Source organism: Halopseudomonas laoshanensis (genome assembly GCF_008365385.1).
Classification (GTDB): Bacteria; Pseudomonadota; Gammaproteobacteria; order Pseudomonadales; family Pseudomonadaceae; genus Halopseudomonas; species Halopseudomonas laoshanensis.
This window is the reverse complement of sequence record NZ_QOVF01000008.1, coordinates 72,043-90,254: the sequence shown is the minus strand read 5'-3', so window position 1 is coordinate 90,254 and position 18,212 is coordinate 72,043. Positions and strand designations below refer to the sequence as shown.

At 58.0% G+C, this 18,212-nt stretch carries 15 protein-coding genes and 2 tRNA genes; 2 read left to right on the top strand and 15 right to left on the bottom strand.

Annotation, left to right across the window (positions count from 1 at the left end; all coding sequences use genetic code 11):
* Positions 1-90: 90 nt before the first annotated feature.
* The 11 genes from infB to rlmE all read right to left on the bottom strand — a co-directional run bounded on the left by infB (position 91) and on the right by rlmE (position 11,331).
* Positions 91-2,646: a translation initiation factor IF-2 gene (infB, locus tag DT594_RS17300; protein ID WP_149334215.1), complete on the bottom strand. Its 2,556-nt coding sequence runs from the start codon at positions 2,644-2,646 to the stop codon at positions 91-93.
* Positions 2,647-2,707: 61 nt separating this feature from the next.
* Positions 2,708-4,189 (bottom strand): transcription termination factor NusA, encoded by a 1,482-nt coding sequence (gene nusA / locus DT594_RS17295; protein WP_149334213.1) that lies wholly within the window; start codon positions 4,187-4,189, stop codon positions 2,708-2,710.
* 52 nt (positions 4,190-4,241) lie between these two features.
* A complete protein-coding gene (gene rimP, locus DT594_RS17290; protein WP_096344963.1) occupies positions 4,242-4,697 on the bottom strand; it encodes a ribosome maturation factor RimP in 456 nt (151 codons plus the stop codon).
* A 151-nt stretch (positions 4,698-4,848) separates the two neighbouring features.
* A tRNA-Met gene (locus tag DT594_RS17285) sits at positions 4,849-4,925 on the bottom strand.
* 101 nt (positions 4,926-5,026) lie between these two features.
* Positions 5,027-5,111 (bottom strand) — tRNA-Leu (locus tag DT594_RS17280).
* Positions 5,112-5,123: 12 nt separating this feature from the next.
* Positions 5,124-5,504, bottom strand: a complete 381-nt coding sequence (secG, locus tag DT594_RS17275; protein ID WP_096344964.1) for a preprotein translocase subunit SecG — start codon at positions 5,502-5,504, stop codon at positions 5,124-5,126.
* Positions 5,504-6,262 carry a triose-phosphate isomerase gene (gene tpiA, locus DT594_RS17270; protein ID WP_096344965.1) on the bottom strand — a complete coding sequence of 253 codons (759 nt, stop codon included), beginning with the start codon at positions 6,260-6,262 and terminating at the stop codon, positions 5,504-5,506. The genes secG and tpiA overlap by 1 nt, the downstream gene beginning before the upstream one ends.
* Positions 6,263-6,328: 66 nt before the next feature.
* Complete coding sequence (gene glmM / locus DT594_RS17265; RefSeq protein WP_149334211.1) at positions 6,329-7,672, bottom strand: phosphoglucosamine mutase; 1,344 nt, start codon at positions 7,670-7,672, stop codon at positions 6,329-6,331.
* Positions 7,673-7,728: 56 nt separating this feature from the next.
* Positions 7,729-8,586 (bottom strand): dihydropteroate synthase, encoded by an 858-nt coding sequence (gene folP, locus DT594_RS17260; protein WP_149334209.1) that lies wholly within the window; start codon positions 8,584-8,586, stop codon positions 7,729-7,731.
* Between the two features lie 5 nt (positions 8,587-8,591).
* Complete coding sequence (gene ftsH, locus DT594_RS17255; RefSeq protein ID WP_149334207.1) at positions 8,592-10,544, bottom strand: ATP-dependent zinc metalloprotease FtsH; 1,953 nt, start codon at positions 10,542-10,544, stop codon at positions 8,592-8,594.
* A gap of 157 nt (positions 10,545-10,701) precedes the next feature.
* On the bottom strand, positions 10,702-11,331 hold the full coding sequence (rlmE, locus tag DT594_RS17250) for a 23S rRNA (uridine(2552)-2'-O)-methyltransferase RlmE (RefSeq protein WP_149334206.1): 630 nt from the start codon (positions 11,329-11,331) through the stop codon (positions 10,702-10,704).
* 113 nt (positions 11,332-11,444) lie between these two features.
* On the opposite strand from rlmE, the gene yhbY reads away from it, so the two are divergent.
* Positions 11,445-11,759 (top strand): ribosome assembly RNA-binding protein YhbY, encoded by a 315-nt coding sequence (gene yhbY / locus DT594_RS17245; RefSeq protein ID WP_149334204.1) that lies wholly within the window; start codon positions 11,445-11,447, stop codon positions 11,757-11,759.
* Positions 11,760-11,764: 5 nt separating this feature from the next.
* Here the strand turns inward: yhbY and DT594_RS17240 are convergent, their stop codons facing one another.
* From DT594_RS17240 to carA, 4 genes are read right to left on the bottom strand one after another with little or no spacing between them, the layout of a single operon-like run.
* On the bottom strand, positions 11,765-12,211 hold the full coding sequence (locus tag DT594_RS17240) for a DUF4149 domain-containing protein (protein ID WP_246164677.1): 447 nt from the start codon (positions 12,209-12,211) through the stop codon (positions 11,765-11,767).
* Positions 12,208-12,684 (bottom strand): transcription elongation factor GreA, encoded by a 477-nt coding sequence (greA, locus tag DT594_RS17235; protein ID WP_149334202.1) that lies wholly within the window; start codon positions 12,682-12,684, stop codon positions 12,208-12,210. Before greA ends, DT594_RS17240 begins: the two co-directional genes overlap by 4 nt.
* Positions 12,684-15,899: a carbamoyl-phosphate synthase large subunit gene (gene carB, locus DT594_RS17230; protein ID WP_149334200.1), complete on the bottom strand. Its 3,216-nt coding sequence runs from the start codon at positions 15,897-15,899 to the stop codon at positions 12,684-12,686. The genes greA and carB overlap by 1 nt, the downstream gene beginning before the upstream one ends.
* 33 nt (positions 15,900-15,932) lie before the next feature.
* Positions 15,933-17,069 (bottom strand): glutamine-hydrolyzing carbamoyl-phosphate synthase small subunit, encoded by a 1,137-nt coding sequence (gene carA, locus DT594_RS17225; protein ID WP_149334199.1) that lies wholly within the window; start codon positions 17,067-17,069, stop codon positions 15,933-15,935.
* Between the two features lie 371 nt (positions 17,070-17,440).
* Here carA and DT594_RS17220 point away from each other — a divergent pair, with 371 nt between their 5' ends.
* Positions 17,441-18,199 carry a hypothetical protein gene (locus tag DT594_RS17220; RefSeq protein WP_149334197.1) on the top strand — a complete coding sequence of 253 codons (759 nt, stop codon included), beginning with the start codon at positions 17,441-17,443 and terminating at the stop codon, positions 18,197-18,199.
* Positions 18,200-18,212: the final 13 nt, after the last annotated feature.

Below are 18,212 nucleotides of genomic sequence, written 5' to 3'. Positions count from 1 at the left end.
AAAAATTCGATCTGCGGAAACGCCAACGGCAAGTCCGTGAATTCGCTTGCGCAAACCCCCGAACTTGCCGTGTGACGCCGCTAAAGGCGGTTACAGACTGCGCTGTACCTGGATACGCTCGAATACTTCGATACGGTCACCGGGTTTAACGTCATTGTAGTTCTTCACACCGACACCGCACTCCATGCCATTACGCACTTCGGCGACGTCATCCTTGAAGCGACGCAGGGATTCCAGCTCGCCTTCATAGATGACCACGTCCTGGCGCAATACGCGGATCGGACGGTTACGGTGGATGGTGCCTTCAATGACCATACAGCCTGCCACGTCGCCAAACTTGGGCGAACGGAACACGTCGCGTACTTCGGCGACGCCGAGGATCTGCTCGCGAACGTCGCTGCCGAGCATGCCGCCCAGGGCCTTTTTCACGTCGTCGATGATCTCGTAGATCACGCTGTAGTAGCGAAGATCCAGACCTTCGGTTTCAACGATCTTGCGCGCTGTTGCGTCGGCGCGGACGTTGAAGCCGAAGACCACGGCGTTGGAAGCCAACGCCAGGTTGACGTCGGTCTCGGTGATCCCGCCGACACCGCCGGAGATGATCTTGACCTGGACTTCCTCGTTACCCAGTTCGCTGAGTGAGCTCTGCAGGGCTTCCAAAGAACCACGTACATCGGATTTGAGTACGATGTTGAGGGTCTTCTTCTCGTCCTGACCGAGGTTGTCGAACATGTTCTCCAGCTTGGAGGACTGCTGACGGGCCAGCTTGATCTCGCGGAACTTGCCCTGACGGAACAAGGCCACTTCACGGGCTTTCTTCTCGTCAGTAACAACGGTCAGTTCGTCACCAGCATCCGGCGTGCCGTCCAGGCCGAGAATCTCGACCGGGATGGATGGGCCAGCTTCCTTGATCGGCTTGCCGTTTTCGTCATACATGGCACGTACCCGGCCATAGTTGACGCCGGCCAGAACGATGTCGCCCTGACGCAGGGTACCGTTCTGAACCAGTACGGTAGCAACCGGGCCACGGCCCTTGTCCAGACGCGATTCAACTACAACGCCACGGCCCGGAACGGACGGTTGCGCTTGCAGTTCAAGTACTTCGGCCTGCAGCAGTACGGCTTCAAGCAGTTCATCAATACCGGTACCGGCCTTGGCCGAAACGGGCATGAACATGGTGTCGCCGCCCCACTCTTCCGGGATCACATCAAGCGCCGCCAGTGCGTTCTTGATGCGGTCCAGATCGGCGTCTTCCTTGTCGATCTTGTTGATGGCAACCACCAGCGGCACGCCGGCAGCTTTGGAGTGAGCCACGGCTTCTTCGGTTTGCGGCATCACGCCGTCGTCCGCGGCTACTACCAGAATCACGATGTCAGTGGCCTTGGCACCACGGGCACGCATGGCGGTAAACGCCGCGTGGCCGGGGGTGTCGAGGAAGGTGACCATGCCGCGCTCGGTTTCTACGTGGTAGGCACCGATATGCTGGGTAATACCACCGGCTTCGCCGGAGGCAACCTTGGCACGACGGATATAATCGAGCAGGGAAGTTTTACCATGGTCAACGTGACCCATGACGGTTACTACCGGTGCACGGTTAACCAGTTCGCCTTCATGCGCCTGGGACGCGGATACCAATGCGTCTTCCAGATCGTTGTCGCTGATCTGCTTGACCTTGTGGCCCATGTCTTCAGCGATGATGCTGGCAGTGTCCTGATCCAGTACCTGGTTGATAGTCACCATGTTGCCGGACTTGAACATGTACTTGATGACTTCTGCTGCCTTGATCGACATCTTCTGCGCCAGTTCGGACACAGTGATGGTCTCGCCAATTACAACTTCACGCACTAGAGGTCCTGTCGGCTTCTCGAAGCCGTGCTGATTACGTTTTTTGTTCGCCTTGAGCTTGCCACCACCGCCACGGCGACGGGCCATGGCCTCGTCGTCATCGCTACCGCTGCGCGTGGCGTTGCGGCCTTTGCCAGCATGACCACCAGCGCGCTTGCGGCTGCGCTCTTCCTCTTCCTCGGCGCGGGTCGGCTTGCGATGCGCGTCTTTCTTCTTGGAATGGTCGGGCTTGTCGGCTGGCGGCGCGATAACAGTCGGCGCGGCCTGCACTTCAGGCGCTGGAGCAGGTGCAGGGGCTGCAGGAGCCGGTGCGGGCGCTTCAGCAGCTGCTGGAGCTTCGGTTACTGCGGCGGCGGGCGTTTCGGCCTTGGCTGCGGCGGCGGCTTCGGCTGCCTTGCGGGTTTCTTCTTCAGCTTTGCGCTGGGCTTCAACTGCAGCCTTGCGCACATCTTCAGCAGCCTGCTGCTCGTCTACTTCACGAACGCGTTCTGCTTCCAGCTCGGCCGGATCGCGCTTGACGTAAGTCTTCTTCTTGCGCACTTCGACGTTGACCGTCTTGCTGCCAGCGACTTTCAAGGTGCTGACGGTTTTGCGCTTGAGCGTGATCTTGCGTGGTTCGGACGGAGCCGAATCACCGCCATGAGAATTCTTCAGGAACGCCAGCAGTTTCTGCTTTTCGTCATCACTGACGCGCTGTTCCGCGCTGGTTTGGGGCAAACCGGCTTCCTGCATCTGCTGCAGCAGGCGCTCCAGAGGCGTGCCTACTACCTGCGCTAAATCTTTGACCGTTACTTCCGCCATTCAACTCTCTCCTCAGTCGGGGCCCTGCGTTATCGCAGGGTGGGCTTGCTATGCCGACCGGTTATTCAAACCAGGGTGCGCGGGCAGCCATAATCAAAGCGCCGGCACGTTCTTCATCTATATTTTCGATATCCAGCAGCTCGTCAATTGACTGCTCTGCCAGATCTTCCATGGTGATAATGCCTTTGGCGGCCAGATGAAATGCCAGGGCGCGATCCATACCTTCCATGTTCAACAGGTCGTCAGCCGGCTGTACTTCATCCAACTTCTCTTCACTGGCCAGGGCCTTGGTCAACAGCAGGTCCTTGGCGCGCGAACGCAGCTCGTTGACGATGTCTTCGTCAAAGCCGTCGATCGCCAGCATTTCTTCCATCGGTACGTAGGCAATCTCTTCCAGGGAAGTGAAGCCCTCTTCTACCAGCAGCTGCGCCAGGTCTTCTTCAACGTCCAGTTCGGCGATGAAGGTCCGCAGGATGTCGCCGGTTTCGGCTTCCTGCTTGGCGCGGATGTCGTCTTCGGTCATCACGTTCAGAGTCCAGCCGGTCAGCATGCTGGCCAGACGAACGTTCTGACCGCTGCGGCCAATGGCTTGTGCCAGGTTGTCCTCAGCGACGGCGATGTCGATGGTGTGGGTGTCTTCATCAAGGATGATCGACGCGACTTCGGCCGGGGCCATGGCGTTGATCACGAACTGGGCGAAGTTGTCGTCCCACAATACGATGTCAACGCGCTCGCCACCCAGCTCACCGGAGACGGCCTGAACGCGCGAGCCGCGCATGCCGATACAGGCACCTTGCGGGTCGATACGCTTGTCTTTGGAGCGCACGGCGATCTTGGCGCGTGAACCCGGGTCACGGGCAGCGCCCATGACTTCGATCAGCTCTTCGGCGATTTCCGGCACTTCAATGCGGAACAGCTCGATGATCATTTCCGGACAGCTGCGCGACAGCACCAATTGCGGACCACGGTTCTCGGTGCGGATATCCTTGAGCAGCGCACGGATGCGCGTGCCGGTACGGAAGGTCTCACGCGGGATCATTTCTTCGCGCGGCAATACGGCTTCGGCGTTGTTACCCAGATCGACGATGACGCTGTCGCGGGTCACTTTCTTCACGGTGCCGCTGATGATTTCGCCAAGGCGGTCACGGTAAGCGTCAACCACCTGGGCGCGCTCTGCTTCACGGACCTTCTGGACGATCACCTGCTTGGCGATCTGCGCGGCAATACGGCCGAATTCGACGGAGTCGATCTTGTCTTCGACCACGTCGCCGACCTTCAGCGCGGCATCGCGCTCCTGGGCCTGGTCCAGCGTCAGCTGCATACCGGGCTCTTCGAAATCCTCATCAGCGACCACAGTCCAACGCATGAAGCTTTCATAGTTGCCGGTGTGGCGATCGATTGCCACGCGCACATCAACCTCGTCTTCATAACGCTTCTTTGTCGCTGTGGCCAATGCCAGTTCCAATGCTTCGAAAATCACATCGGGCGGTACGCCCTTTTCATTGGAAACGGATTCCACAACCAGCAGCACTTCTTTGCTCATCGTATGCCTCGCCTAACGCCATCCATTGGGGCCATAGAGCCCGAAATAATGCTCAAAACCGCGGAATAATGTTGCTCTTGTCGATGCTGTCGATCGGCAGCAGATATTCGTGCTCATCTACCTGCAGTATGATCTCGTCGCCTTCGACTCCACGGATGACACCTTGAAAATTCCGCCGCCCTTCATAAGGGACGCGCAATCTGATCTTGGCCTGCTCGCCGACATGATCGGCAAACTGCTCAAGTGTAAATAACGGCCGATCCATACCCGGGGATGACACCTCCAGGGTGTAGTCGCCAGTGATGGGGTCTTCCACATCGAGTACGGCACTTACTTGCCGGCTGACTTCCGCGCAGGCTTCCACGCTGATACCGTCATCATGGTCGATATAAACCCGCAGCAGGGTGTGTCGCCCTTGAGACAAATACTCGATGCCCCAACAACGATAGCCCAAGGCTTCGACAATCGGGACCACCATGGCCTCCAACTCAGTCAATTTGCCGGACAAATTTACCGCCTCGCATAGTCTTAAAAGTCTTGAAAATTATAGTTTAAAAAACTTTCACAAATAAAAAATGGGCACTAAGCCCATCCTGTCTACAGCGTCCGTCATTGAACAGGACAGCTAACAAAAAGCCCCTAAAAAGGGGCTTTAAAACTGGTTGCGGGGGCAGGATTTGAACCTACGACCTTCGGGTTATGAGCCCGACGAGCTACCAGACTGCTCCACCCCGCGTCGAATCTAGGGCGATGATTATACGCTTGGAAGCCTGACAAGACAACCAGCGCACTCAGCCCTGAAAACAGCAGGGCCTGCAAATGCAGGCCCTGTTTGATTGGTGCGGAAGATGGGACTCGAACCCATACACCCTAAGGCACTACCCCCTCAAGATAGCGTGTCTACCAATTCCACCACTTCCGCAAAACTGTTGGCTTATTCTGCCGCAGGTACATCATCTGCTGCAGGAGCCTGAGGAGTCAGCTCTTCTTCAAGAACTGGTACATCTTCACTCGCCGCCGGTGCTACTGGCGCTGTCTGCAGAGCCGGTTCCGGCAAACCTGCATCGCGAATTTCATCCGAATGGTGACTCGCGTAATACGCCAGACCCAGGGAAGTAACAAAGAACACCGTGGCCAGGATCGCTGTCAGGCGGCTGAGAAAGGTAGCCGAACCCTGACTGCCAAACACAGTACCAGACGCACCGGAACCAAAGGATGCACCTGTTTCGGCACCCTTACCCTGCTGGATCAGGACCAGCCCGACCAGACCGATGGCGACCATCAGGTGAACAACTATGACTACGGTTTCAATCATTACACTCGTCCCGCGGCACGTGCGATCGCGCCAAATTCATCTGCATTGAGGGAGGCACCACCTACCAGCCCCCCATCGATATCCGGCATGGCAAAAAGGTCTTCGGCGTTATCGGCCTTGACGCTGCCACCGTAAACAATCTGTACCAGCTGGGCCTGCTCGTCGTCCATGATGGCCAGCCGTGCGCGAATCATGGCGTGCACATCCTGGGCTTGCTCAGGATCGGCTGTCAAGCCGGTTCCGATTGCCCAGACCGGCTCATAAGCGACCACGCCTTGAGCCAAACCACCGACACCAAAGGCGTCGAGAATAACCTGCAACTGAGTACCCACCACTTCGGCGGTCAGGCCGGCGTCGCGCTGTTCGCGCGTTTCACCAACACAGAGTACCGGACGCAATCCGCAGGCCAGTGCTGCAGCAAACTTCTTGCGTACTACCTCGTCGGTTTCACCGAACAGACTACGCCTTTCGGAATGCCCCACGAGTACATATTCACATCCCGCGTCACGCAATTGCGCCGGGGAAATTTCACCCGTTAACGCACCCGGCTCGGCCTGGGAAGCGCAGCTTTGAGCACCGATATACACAGGCGATTTGATCAGACTCGCGTGGCACTGCTGAATATACAGTGCCGGCGGGGCGATCATGACATCCACACCCTCTGGCCAGTCCTGCTGATTAAGCCCTTTCAAAAGGCTGTCAACGGATTGCCGAGTACCGTGCATTTTCCAGTTACCGGCGACTAGCGGGCGACGCATGCCTAACCTCTCAGCTCAAGCGGGCGCCAATCTTAACCAAGTTGCCCGAGTGACACAACTGCCTTTTTAATCAGCGAACAGTGCGCGGACCTGTGCTGCCAGGCCATTGGCTTCAGCGGACACCTGCTTGGCGTCCTGCCCTTCAACCATGACCCGCAATACTGGCTCAGTGCCTGAAAGTCTGAGCAACACTCGGCCGGTCTGACCCAGGCGTTGCTCGGACTCTTTCACTGCGGCCTGCAGCGTAGCATCGGCCAGCGGCGACTCACTGCCGCGCTGGTAACGCACGTTGATCAATACCTGCGGGCATTTGTGCATACCCTGGCGCGCTTCTGCCAACGACAGGCCGGCACGCTGCAACGCCTTGAGCACCTGCAACGCGGCAATGATGCCGTCGCCGGTGCTGGAATGGTGCAGGCACACCAAGTGTCCGGAGGCTTCGCCACCCAGCACCCAATCGCGCTGACGCAATTCAGCCATTACATAACGGTCGCCGACCTTGGCGCGGACGAACTCGATGCCTTTTTCCTGTAGCGCCAGCTCCAGACCCAGATTGCTCATCTGCGTGCCGACCACACCGCCGCGCAACTGGCCACGCTCGTGCAGTTCCATGGCCATGATGAACATCAATTCGTCGCCATCCACTTCATTACCTAGATGGTCGACCATCAACACCCGATCACCATCACCATCCAGCGCAATACCCAGGTCTGCGCCCTTGGCCAAGACCTGCTCGCGCAGCGCAGTAAGATCAGTAGAGCCGACCTTGTCATTGATGTTCAGGCCGTCCGGGGTAGCACCGATCACGGTGACATCGGCGCCCAACTCACGAAACACGTTGGGAGCGACCTTATAGGTCGCACCATTGGCGCAGTCGAGGATGATCTTCATGCCCTTGAAGCTGGTACTGGTCGGCACGCTGCTTTTGCAGAATTCGATATAACGGCCGGAGGCATCTTCAACGCGAAACACCTTGCCCAACGAGGCCGAATCCACCACGACCATCGGCTCATCAACCAAGCGTTCGATTTCCAGCTCAAGGCTGTCGGGCAGCTTGCTGCCATCGGCCGAGAAGAACTTGATGCCGTTGTCATAGAAGGGATTGTGCGAGGCGCTGATCACGATGCCGGCATCAGCCTGAAAGGTGCGTGTCAGATAGGCAATCGCTGGCGTGGGCATCGGACCGAGCAGCTGTACGTGAGCGCCGGCAGCGGACAAGCCGGCTTCCAGCGCCGACTCGAACATGTAGCCGGAGATGCGCGTGTCTTTACCTATCATCACGCGGCAAACGCCCTGCTTGCGAAAGGCGGTACCGACCGCCCAGCCGAGCTTGAGTACAAATTCAGGTGTAATTGGGTGAGTACCCACCTGACCGCGAATGCCATCCGTGCCGAAATACCTTTTGTCCATCTGAAGAATCCTGGAGTAAGAGCGGGTGTATGTATGTTATTGCAGCAGATTGCCGGTTAGCGCTGCGCTGCCGCCAGCACAGCCTCGGTCATGCGCACCGCATCCACGGTGGCCGCCACGTCATGGGCTCTGATGATACGCGCGCCCCGGGCGACCGCCAAGGACGTAAGCGCCAGACCACCAGCCAGACGCTCTTCCACTGGCCGCTGCAGCAATTGGCCGATCATGCTTTTGCGCGACACGCCTACCAATAGCGGCAAACCATGGGGCTGCAGCAGATGCATCTGGGCGAAGAGTTCGAGGTTATGTTCCAGCGTTTTGCCAAAGCCAAAGCCGGGATCCAGCAGCAACTTTTCCCGAGCAATACCAGCCTGCTCGCAGGCCTCAACGCGTTCGCTAAGAAAGCGCCCGACCTCGTTCAGAATGGATTCGTAACGCGGGGCGTCCTGCATGCTTTTAGGGTCGCCGCGCATATGCATCAGGCATACCGGCAAGCCACTATGCGCGGCAGCCTGCAACGCTCCGGGGCGCAACAGGGCGCGCACATCGTTGATCAGGCCGGCACCCACGGCAGCACTGTCGCGCATTACTTCAGGTGTGCTGGTATCAATCGAAACGATGGTATCGAAGCGCGCCTTGATGGCTTCCACCACCGGCACCACACGATGCAATTCCTGATCGACAGACACTGGATCTGCGCCAGGGCGCGTGGATTCGCCGCCGACATCAATTAGCGTGGCGCCTTCTTCAAGCATGCGTTCGACGTGCCGCAGCGCCGCATCCAGTTGCTGATACTGGCCGCCGTCGGAAAAGGAATCGGGAGTGGTATTGAGAATACCCATGACATGCGTACGGGATAGATCAAGCTCCCGGTCGCCGCAAGGCAACCAGGACCCATGGTCAGTGCTGCTCATTCAGATCAGTGCCCGCTGGCCGGACCGCTGACAGTGCTGCTGTCGTCGTCTGACTTGCCGTCACCGGCGACATCAATGCTGTCATCCGGTTCGGGCTTGGCCGCTGCACCCGGGCCAGGCTTGTCGTCCTTGCCCCAGTCCTTTGGCTCACGGGCCGGGATGCCGGTCATGATGTCGTTGATCTGGTCAGCATCGATAGTCTCGTACTTCATCAAGGCTTCAGCCATCAGGTCCAGCTTGTCGCGGTTATCCTTGAGCAGTTGCTGCGCCGTGGCGTAACAGCTGTCAATGATGCTGCGCACTTCCTGGTCGATCAGCTTGGCCGTCTCACCGGATACACCGGACGCCTGACCACCGCCGCCACGACCCAGGTAGCCCTGCTCTTCGTCTTCGCCATACATCAGCGGACCGAGCTTCTCGGACAGACCCCACTTGGTGACCATGTTCTTGGCCAGTTGCGTGGCACGCATGATGTCGTTGGACGCGCCGGTAGTGACGCCATCAAAGCCCAGCGTCATTTCCTCGGCAATACGGCCACCGAACAACGAGCAGATCTGGCTGATCAGCGCACGCTTGGACAGGCTGTAACGATCTTCTTCCGGCAGGAACATGGTCACACCCAGGGCGCGGCCACGGGGAATGATCGATACCTTGTAGACCGGATCGTGTTCAGGCACCAGACGACCAACAATCGCGTGACCCGACTCGTGATAAGCGGTGTTGAGCTTTTCCTTGTCGGACATGACCATGGATTTGCGCTCGGCGCCCATCATGATCTTGTCCTTGGCCATTTCGAATTCTTTCATCTCTACCAGGCGCTTGCCGAACCGCGCAGCAAACAGCGAGGCTTCGTTGACCAGGTTGGCCAGATCGGCACCGGAGAAGCCCGGTGTACCACGGGCAATGTTGCCCGGCACCACGTCATCACCCAGCGGCACTTTACGCATGTGTACCTTGAGGATCTGCTCACGGCCGCGGATGTCTGGCAGACCGACCACAACTTGACGGTCGAAACGGCCTGGACGCAGCAGCGCCGGGTCAAGCACGTCAGGACGGTTGGTTGCAGCCACAACGATGATGCCGTCGTTGGCTTCAAAGCCGTCCATCTCAACCAGCAACTGGTTCAGGGTCTGCTCGCGCTCGTCATGACCGCCGCCCATTCCCGAACCACGGTGACGGCCGACCGCATCGATCTCGTCGATAAAGATAATGCACGGAGCGTGCTTCTTGGCCTGGTCAAACATGTCACGTACGCGGCTGGCACCTACACCGACGAACATTTCCACGAAGTCGGAACCAGAGATGGTAAAGAACGGCACCTTGGCCTCACCGGCAACAGCTTTGGCCAGCAGCGTTTTACCCGTACCCGGCTGACCGACCATCAACACGCCGCGCGGAATGTGGCCGCCCAGACGCTGAAACTTGCCTGGATCACGCAGGAATTCAACCAGCTCGCTGACTTCTTCCTTGGCTTCGTCGCAACCGGCAACGTCGGCAAAGGTAGTCTTGACCTGATCTTCAGAGAGCATGCGCGCCTTGCTCTTGCCAAAGCTCATCGGGCCGCCACGGCCGCCCGCCCCGCCCTGCATCTGGCGCATGAAGAACATGAAAATGGCAATAATGATCAGGATCGGGAAACTGGCAATCAGCAACTGGGTCCAGATGCTTTGCTGCTCCGGCTGCTTACCCTCGATGATCACTTCGTTGTCCAGCAGATCACCGATCAGGCCGTTGTCCTGAATCGCCGGACGCACAGTCTTGAAGGTGTTGCCATCAACACTCTTGCCGGTGATCTCGAACCCGTCAACGGTGACCCGCTCTACCTGACGATCCCTGACCAGCTCCAGAAACTGCGAGTAGTTGAGGTTGTTGGTCGTCTCTGCGGGACCGCTGAAGTTGTTCATTACCGTTACCAGAACGGCGGCAATGATCAGCCACAGAATGAGGTTCTTCGCCATGTCATTCAAATCGCTACCCTCTTGCCTGACTGCCCATGCAGCTCAGGCCTAGCTGAGTCTAATAAAACTCTCATTACCTTACACCAGATTCACTCGGCGCTGCAGTGAAACCAATGTAACGCACTATGTCGCCGAACCCCGGATTAGCGAGGCCCGATCAATTCGTATCGCCCTTGAAACCCTTGCCCAGCAAGTAGGTTTCGCGGGAGCGGCCGCGGGATGCGTCAGGCTTGCGCGTGACCATCTTGTCGAAGCGGCTGCGTGCCAGCTTATGGTAAGCGTCAAAACCTTCACCGTGAAACACCTTGATGAGGAAGTCACCACCCGGCTTGAGCACCTTCTCGGCCATATCCAGCGCCAGCTCACAAAGGTAGATTGCCCCGGGCTGATCTATTTCCGGTGTACCACTCATGTTGGGGGCCATATCGGAAATAACAAGGTCTACCGGCTGATTATCGATCGCAGCGAGAATCGCTTCAAATACGCTGTCTTCGGTAAAATCACCCTGAATAAAGGTGACATCCGGAATACTGTCCATCATCAGGATGTCCGAGGCGATGATAGTGCCCTTCTCGCCAATCAGCCGACTGGCCACCTGCGACCAGCCACCGGGCGCCGAGCCCAGGTCCAGCACGGTCATGCCAGGCCTGAGCAGGCGGTCCTTTTCCTGAATTTCCAGCAACTTGTAGCTCGCCCGGGAGCGGTAACCATCCTTCTGTGCCTGTTTGACAAAGGGATCGTCGAAATGTTCTTTCAACCAGCCTTTGCTGGTCTTCGATTGTGCCACGGAATACCCCATGCAGCGGAACGCGCCGCCTGTTAAACTGTGGTCCGCACTGCCAGACTGGCAGGCACGACATTGACTACTTCATTTTCATACCGGTAAGCATACAGATCATTATGACCCTCAGCTCAGCTCAGAAGAAAGACTACAAACGTATTGGCCATCACCTCAAGCCGGTGGTCATCGTCAGCGATCAGGGCGCCAGCGAAGGCGTATTGTCTGAGCTGAATCGCGCGCTGGATGATCATGAATTGATCAAGATCCGTATCAGCGTGGCTGACCGTGACACCAAGAATGCCTTGGTAGAGCAGGTTTGCAAGGCCAGTGGTGCCGAATTGGTGCAGGTGATCGGCAAGATGGTCATTTTGCTGCGCAAGAACAAGAAGGCCAACCCCAATCTGTCGAACCTGACCCGCTTCAAGGATATGTGAGCGACCTAGCGCCCGGTTTCATCCGGGCGCGGCTGCAGCACCAGAATCAGTCCGGCAAAAGCCACCACCAGATAGGCGAATAACTGCAGATAGGCGCCATTGGGCATAACCGCGACTGCAAAGAAGCCCGCCACTCCCAGAATGACCAGCGCCAGAAGTTGCGCACGCAGATCCCGCGCCATACCTTGCCCCACGCCCTGCCCCAACGCTGCCCACACGACCAGTAACTGCAATGCAGCACATACGCCGGCGAAGCCCATCATCAATGGCCGCATATAATTGGCCAGCTCGTCGATCAGTAGCGGCGCCAGGCCGAACTGCTGGAGTGCCGGCAACAGCACGAAATGCAGCATCCACACGCCACCAACCCACAGGGTTAGCGTCAGTTGCCAGGCAATACGCCCGCCACGCAGCCCGGAAGCTGGTGGCGTCGGCGTAAGCGAGTTGCTCACTTGTGCGCAACCTCGACGATCTCGTACTCGACCACGCCACCCGGGGTTTTCACGGCGACGATATCGCCCTCTTCCTTGCCGATCAACGCACGGGCGATCGGCGAGCTGACGGAGATCTTGTTGATTTTGATGTCGGCCTCGTCGTCACCGACGATCTGATAACTGACCGACTCTTCGGTATCGACATTAACGATCTCAACTGTGGTGCCGAAGAACACCTTGCCGGTGCGCGGCAAGGTAGCCACGTCAATCACCTGGGCATTGCCCAGACGACCTTCGATATCACGAATGCGTGCTTCAACCATGCCCTGCTGTTCACGCGCGGCATGGTATTCAGCGTTTTCCTTCAGGTCACCCAGCTCGCGCGCTTCGGCGATAGCCTGGGTAATCTGCGGGCGCATCACGCTTTTCAGATGCTTGAGTTCGGCTTCCAGGGCTTCTGCGCCCTGCTTGGTCATTGGATATTTCATAATCAGATTCCTGCGTGCAGGTCCTGGAGACGGCGAACCGTTTTTTCCGGACCGAATTTCAATGCCATGCAGATAGCCTCGCCACCCGCCAACGTAGTGGTGGAGGTGACCTTGTGCTGCAATGCATTGCGACGAATGGAGTAGGAGTCCGCCATGGACTGTCGACCTTCGGTGGTATTGATCACCAGGCTGATCTCGTCATTCTTGATCATGTCGACAATATGCGGACGCCCTTCGGTGACCTTGTTGACGCGGCGCACCTTGAGGTTGGCTGCCTCAATCACTTTGGCCGTGCCGCTGGTGGCGACCACTTCAAAACCCAGATCGATCAGCGCACGGGCGACGTCGACCACATAGGGCTTGTCGTCTTCACGCACACTGATAAAGGCGCAGCCGCCATTTGGCAGCGTTTCACCGGCGCCGACCATGGCCTTGGCGAAGGCCTCGGCGAAGCTGTCGCCCACACCCATGACCTCACCGGTGGATTTCATTTCTGGCCCCAGGATCGGGTCGACGCCAGGGAATTTGGCGAACGGGAATACTGCCTCCTTGACGCTGTAGTAGGTCGGCACCACTTCCTGGGTAAAGCCAACTTCCTTGAGCGTCTTGCCGGCCATGACTCGCGCAGCGATCTTGGCCAGTGACTGGCCAATGCACTTGGAGACAAAGGGTACGGTACGTGACGCGCGTGGGTTAACCTCGATGATATAGACGGTCTCGCCCTGCACTGCCATCTGCACGTTCATCAAACCGACCACACCCAGCTCCAGCGCCATTCTGGCGACCTGATCGCGGATCTCGTCCTGAATATTGGCCGGCAGTGAGTACGGCGGCAGCGAGCAGGCGGAATCACCGGAGTGCACACCAGCCTGTTCGATATGCTGCATGATCGCGCCGATAACCACATCAGTACCGTCGCAAACAGCGTCGATATCCACTTCAATGGCGCAGTTGAGGAAGTGATCCAGCAGCACTGGGCTGTCATTGGAGACTTTCACCGCGTCGCGCAGGTAGCGCTTGAGCTCTTCTTCCTGGTAGACGATTTCCATCGCCCGGCCGCCCAGTACGTAGGACGGGCGTACCACCAGTGGGTAACCGATCTTGCCGGCAGCGCGGATCGCTTCCTCTTCACTGCGCACAGTCGCGTTCGGCGGCTGACGCAAGTTCAGGCGCTCAACCATCTGCTGGAAGCGCTCACGGTCTTCCGCGCGGTCAATGGCCTCCGGACTGGTACCGATAATCGGCACACCGGCTTCTTCCAGCGCACGTGCCAGCTTCAGCGGAGTCTGGCCGCCGTACTGCACGATCACACCCTTGGGCTGTTCGACGCGGACGATTTCCAGCACGTCTTCCAGGGTCACCGGTTCGAAGTACAGACGGTCAGAGGTGTCGTAATCGGTGGAGACGGTTTCCGGGTTGCAGTTGACCATGATGGTCTCGTAACCGTCTTCGCGCATGGCCAATGCCGCGTGTACGCAGCAGTAATCGAACTCGATACCCTGGCCAATACGGTTTGGACCACCGCCCAGCACCATGATCTTGTCACGGCTGCTGGGGTTGGCTTCGCACTCTTCCTCATAGGTCGAGTACATATAGGCCGTGTCGGTGGCGAATTCGGCGGCGCAGGTATCCACCCGCTTGTACACCGGGTAGACCTTGAGCTTGTGCCGCAGGCTGCGCAGGGTCTTTTCACTGACACTGAGCAGATCCGCCAGACGGATATCCGAGAAGCCCTTGCGCTTGAGACGGAACATCAGGTCGCGGTCAACATCAACCAGACCCAGAGTCTTGATGCGCTCTTCGTCCTTGATCAGGTCTTCAATCTGCACCAAGAACCAGGGATCGATCTTGGTCAGATCAAAGATCTGCTCCATGCTCATGCCGAAACGGAAGGCATCGGCGACGTACCAGATACGATCGGCGCCGGGCACGGTCAGCTCGCGGGTTAGATCAGTCTTGGCATCGGTCGCCGCCATATCCAGCTTGGGATCCAGGCCGCTGACGCCGACTTCCAGACCGCGCAGGGCTTTTTGCAGGGATTCCTGGAAGGTCCGGCCGATGGCCATGACCTCGCCTACCGATTTCATCTGCGTGGTCAGACGCGCGTCGGCGCTGGGGAATTTCTCGAAGGCGAAACGCGGGATCTTGGTCACCACGTAATCGATCGACGGCTCGAAGGACGCTGGCGTGCGGCCACCGGTGATATCGTTCTGCAGTTCGTCCAGGGTATAACCCACCGCCAGCTTGGCGGCGATCTTGGCGATCGGGAAGCCAGTAGCCTTGGAAGCTAGCGCAGAAGAACGCGACACCCGCGGGTTCATCTCGATCACAACCATGCGGCCGTCGACCGGATTGATACCGAACTGGACGTTGGAGCCACCGGTTTCCACACCGATTTCACGCAATACCGCCAATGAGGCGTTACGCATGATCTGGTATTCCTTGTCGGTCAGCGTCTGGGCTGGCGCTACGGTGATGGAGTCACCGGTGTGCACACCCATGGGATCGAAGTTCTCGATCGAGCAGACGATGATGCAGTTGTCCTTTTTGTCGCGGACCACTTCCATCTCGTACTCTTTCCAACCGATCAGCGATTCGTCGATCAGCAGTTCCTTGGTTGGCGACAGATCCAGACCACGGTTACAGATCTCTTCAAACTCTTCGCGGTTGTACGCGATGCCGCCACCAGTGCCACCCATGGTAAACGAGGGGCGAATGATGCACGGGAAGCCGACCTGATCGAGAACCTTGTAGGCCTCTTGCATGTCATGGGCGATGCCCGATACCGGACAGGCCAGGCCGATGGACTTCATCGCCTTGTCGAAGCGCGAACGGTCTTCGGCCTTGTCGATGGTGTCAGCATTGGCGCCGATCATTTCGACGTTGTATTTTTCCAGTACGCCGTGCTTTTCCAGGTCCAGCGCACAGTTCAGCGCGGTCTGCCCACCCATGGTCGGCAGTACGGCATCGGGACGCTCCTTGGCGATGATCTTCTCGACCGTCTGCCATTTGATCGGCTCGATATAGGTCGCATCGGCCATGGACGGATCGGTCATGATCGTGGCCGGGTTGGAGTTAACCAGAATAACGCGGAACCCCTCTTCCTTCAGCGCCTTGCAAGCCTGGGCACCGGAGTAGTCGAACTCGCAGGCCTGGCCAATCACGATAGGGCCGGCGCCGAGGATCAGAATACTTTTAATGTCTGTACGTTTTGGCATAGTCGTCTACAAATCCTTGGGTGTACCGGCGGCTCAGCGGCTTTTCGCCATGGCCTCGATGAAACGGTCAAACAGCGGCTCGACATCGTGCGGGCCGGGGCTCGCTTCCGGGTGACCCTGGAAGCTGAAGGCCGCTTTGTCGGTACGCTCGATACCCTGCAATGTGCCGTCAAACAGCGATTTGTGCGTGATCCGCAGATTCTCCGGCAGCGACGCTTCGTCCACCGCAAAGCCGTGGTTCTGGCTGGTGATCATCACCACGCCAGTATCCAGATCCTGCACCGGGTGGTTGGCGCCGTGGTGGCCGTGGCCCATCTTCACCGTTTTGGCGCCAGAGGCCAGTGCCAACAGCTGGTGGCCCAGGCAGATACCAAAGACCGGAATCTCGGTTTCCAGCACTTCGCGAATCGCCTGGATGGCGTAATCGCAAGGCTCCGGATCACCCGGGCCGTTGGCCAGGAACACGCCATCGGGCTCCATCGCCAGCACTTCAGAGGCCGGCGTCTGCGCCGGTACTACGGTCAGGCGGCAGCCGCGCGCGACCAGCATGCGCAGGATGTTGAACTTGACGCCGTAGTCGAAGGCGACCACGTGATAGGGCAAATCCGCATCAGCGATTTCCGGGTGGCTGTCAGTCGCCAGATCCCAAACGCTGGAACGCCACTGGTAGCTCTGCTTGACGCTGACCTCCTTGGCCAGATCCATGCCCTTGAGACCGGGGAAGCTGCGCGCCAGCTCAAGCGCCTGCTCATCGGTGATGTTGTCACCGGCGAGGATGCAGCCATTCTGCGAGCCTTTCTCGCGCAGAATGCGCGTCAGGCGGCGCGTATCAATGCCGGCAATCGCGACAACATTGTTGTCGCGCAGGTAGGCGTCCAGCGGCTGTTTGCTGCGCCAGCTGCTGGCCAGCAGCGGCAGATCGCGGATTACCAGACCAGCGGCCTGCACACGATCAGACTCGGCATCTTCCGGCGTGATGCCGGTGTTACCAATGTGCGGGTAGGTCAGCGTAACGATTTGGCGGGCGTAGGACGGATCGGTGAGGATCTCCTGATAACCGGTCATGGCCGTATTGAAAACGACCTCACCGACACTGGAACCGTCGGCGCCGATGGCCTCACCACGGAAGATGCTTCCGTCGGCAAGGGCGAGAATGGCTGGCTTGGACAAGAAAACCTCCGATAGGACTGACAGATTTTACCAAACGCGGGCTGCACAAAAGCGGGAATGAGGTGCTTAACACTTCATCCCGCTGCAAGGCATTGTCAGATGCGCGCTGAATAGACAGATTAGCTCGCAATTGTAACGGCTCGACAGGCAAATATCCACACCGAATGACCTGTACAAACAGACGAGCGAGTGCCACCCACGACAACACAAATGCCACTATGTTTCATATGCCGAGACATTTGTGATAAAACAGCCGCTGGAATACGGAAGCTGGCAAGATCCGACCCGATCCCGTACCGGCATAGCCGGCACAGGAGTTGGCCTGATAGACGTCAGCACACAAAAACAAAAAAGGATTCGGGGACTAGATCATGGTATTGCACCTGAAACGCTTCCTAGTGCTGATATTGCTATGCTTGGCACCCATGGCTTACGCCGACGTACAGCGACTGCAAACACTGCACGAGCTGCGCAGCGAAGGCTATACGGCGGGCACCTACCTGTTGATTGACAATAATCTGTTCGAACGCGTCCGCGAACCGGGCAACCGCGAAGAGTACAACCGCGCACTCGCGACCATGAGCCAGCTGTTGCAGCAACTAGGCAACCCCTCTGAATTGACCACTCCATTTGCCAACTTCCAACTGTTGATTCGCGAACTGGAAGCCCTCGGAGATGAAGAAGCCCACTACAATCTGGCTACAGTGAACCGGATCATGCAGGCCCATGGCGCCTTCGACGCCGCCGCTGCCAGCGCCTATGAAGCAGCAGCTGCGGATATGCCCGAGGATTTGCTGGCACTGCACAAGCAGAGCCTGGAAACCAGCCAGATCCTGATGCTGTACCAGAACAACATGTTCAGTTCGGTGGGGGTGTATTTCCTGGAAAACCAGGAAGGCCTGTTCGATATTCTTGATGCCAGCATTCTGGCTCGTTCCGCCGAACTCAAAGGGATCTATCCGGATCAGAGCGAAACCTTCTCGCGCCTGGACAAGCAATATGAATTTATCCAGCCTCGACTGAAGAATCCGTTATCAGACTGGGTGCCGACGATTGCCGCCTTCTATCTACAGCGCAACGTGCAAACGCTGAACAACATGGCTCGCGACGTGGCACGCAGCGGCGCCTGAACAACAGCCATAA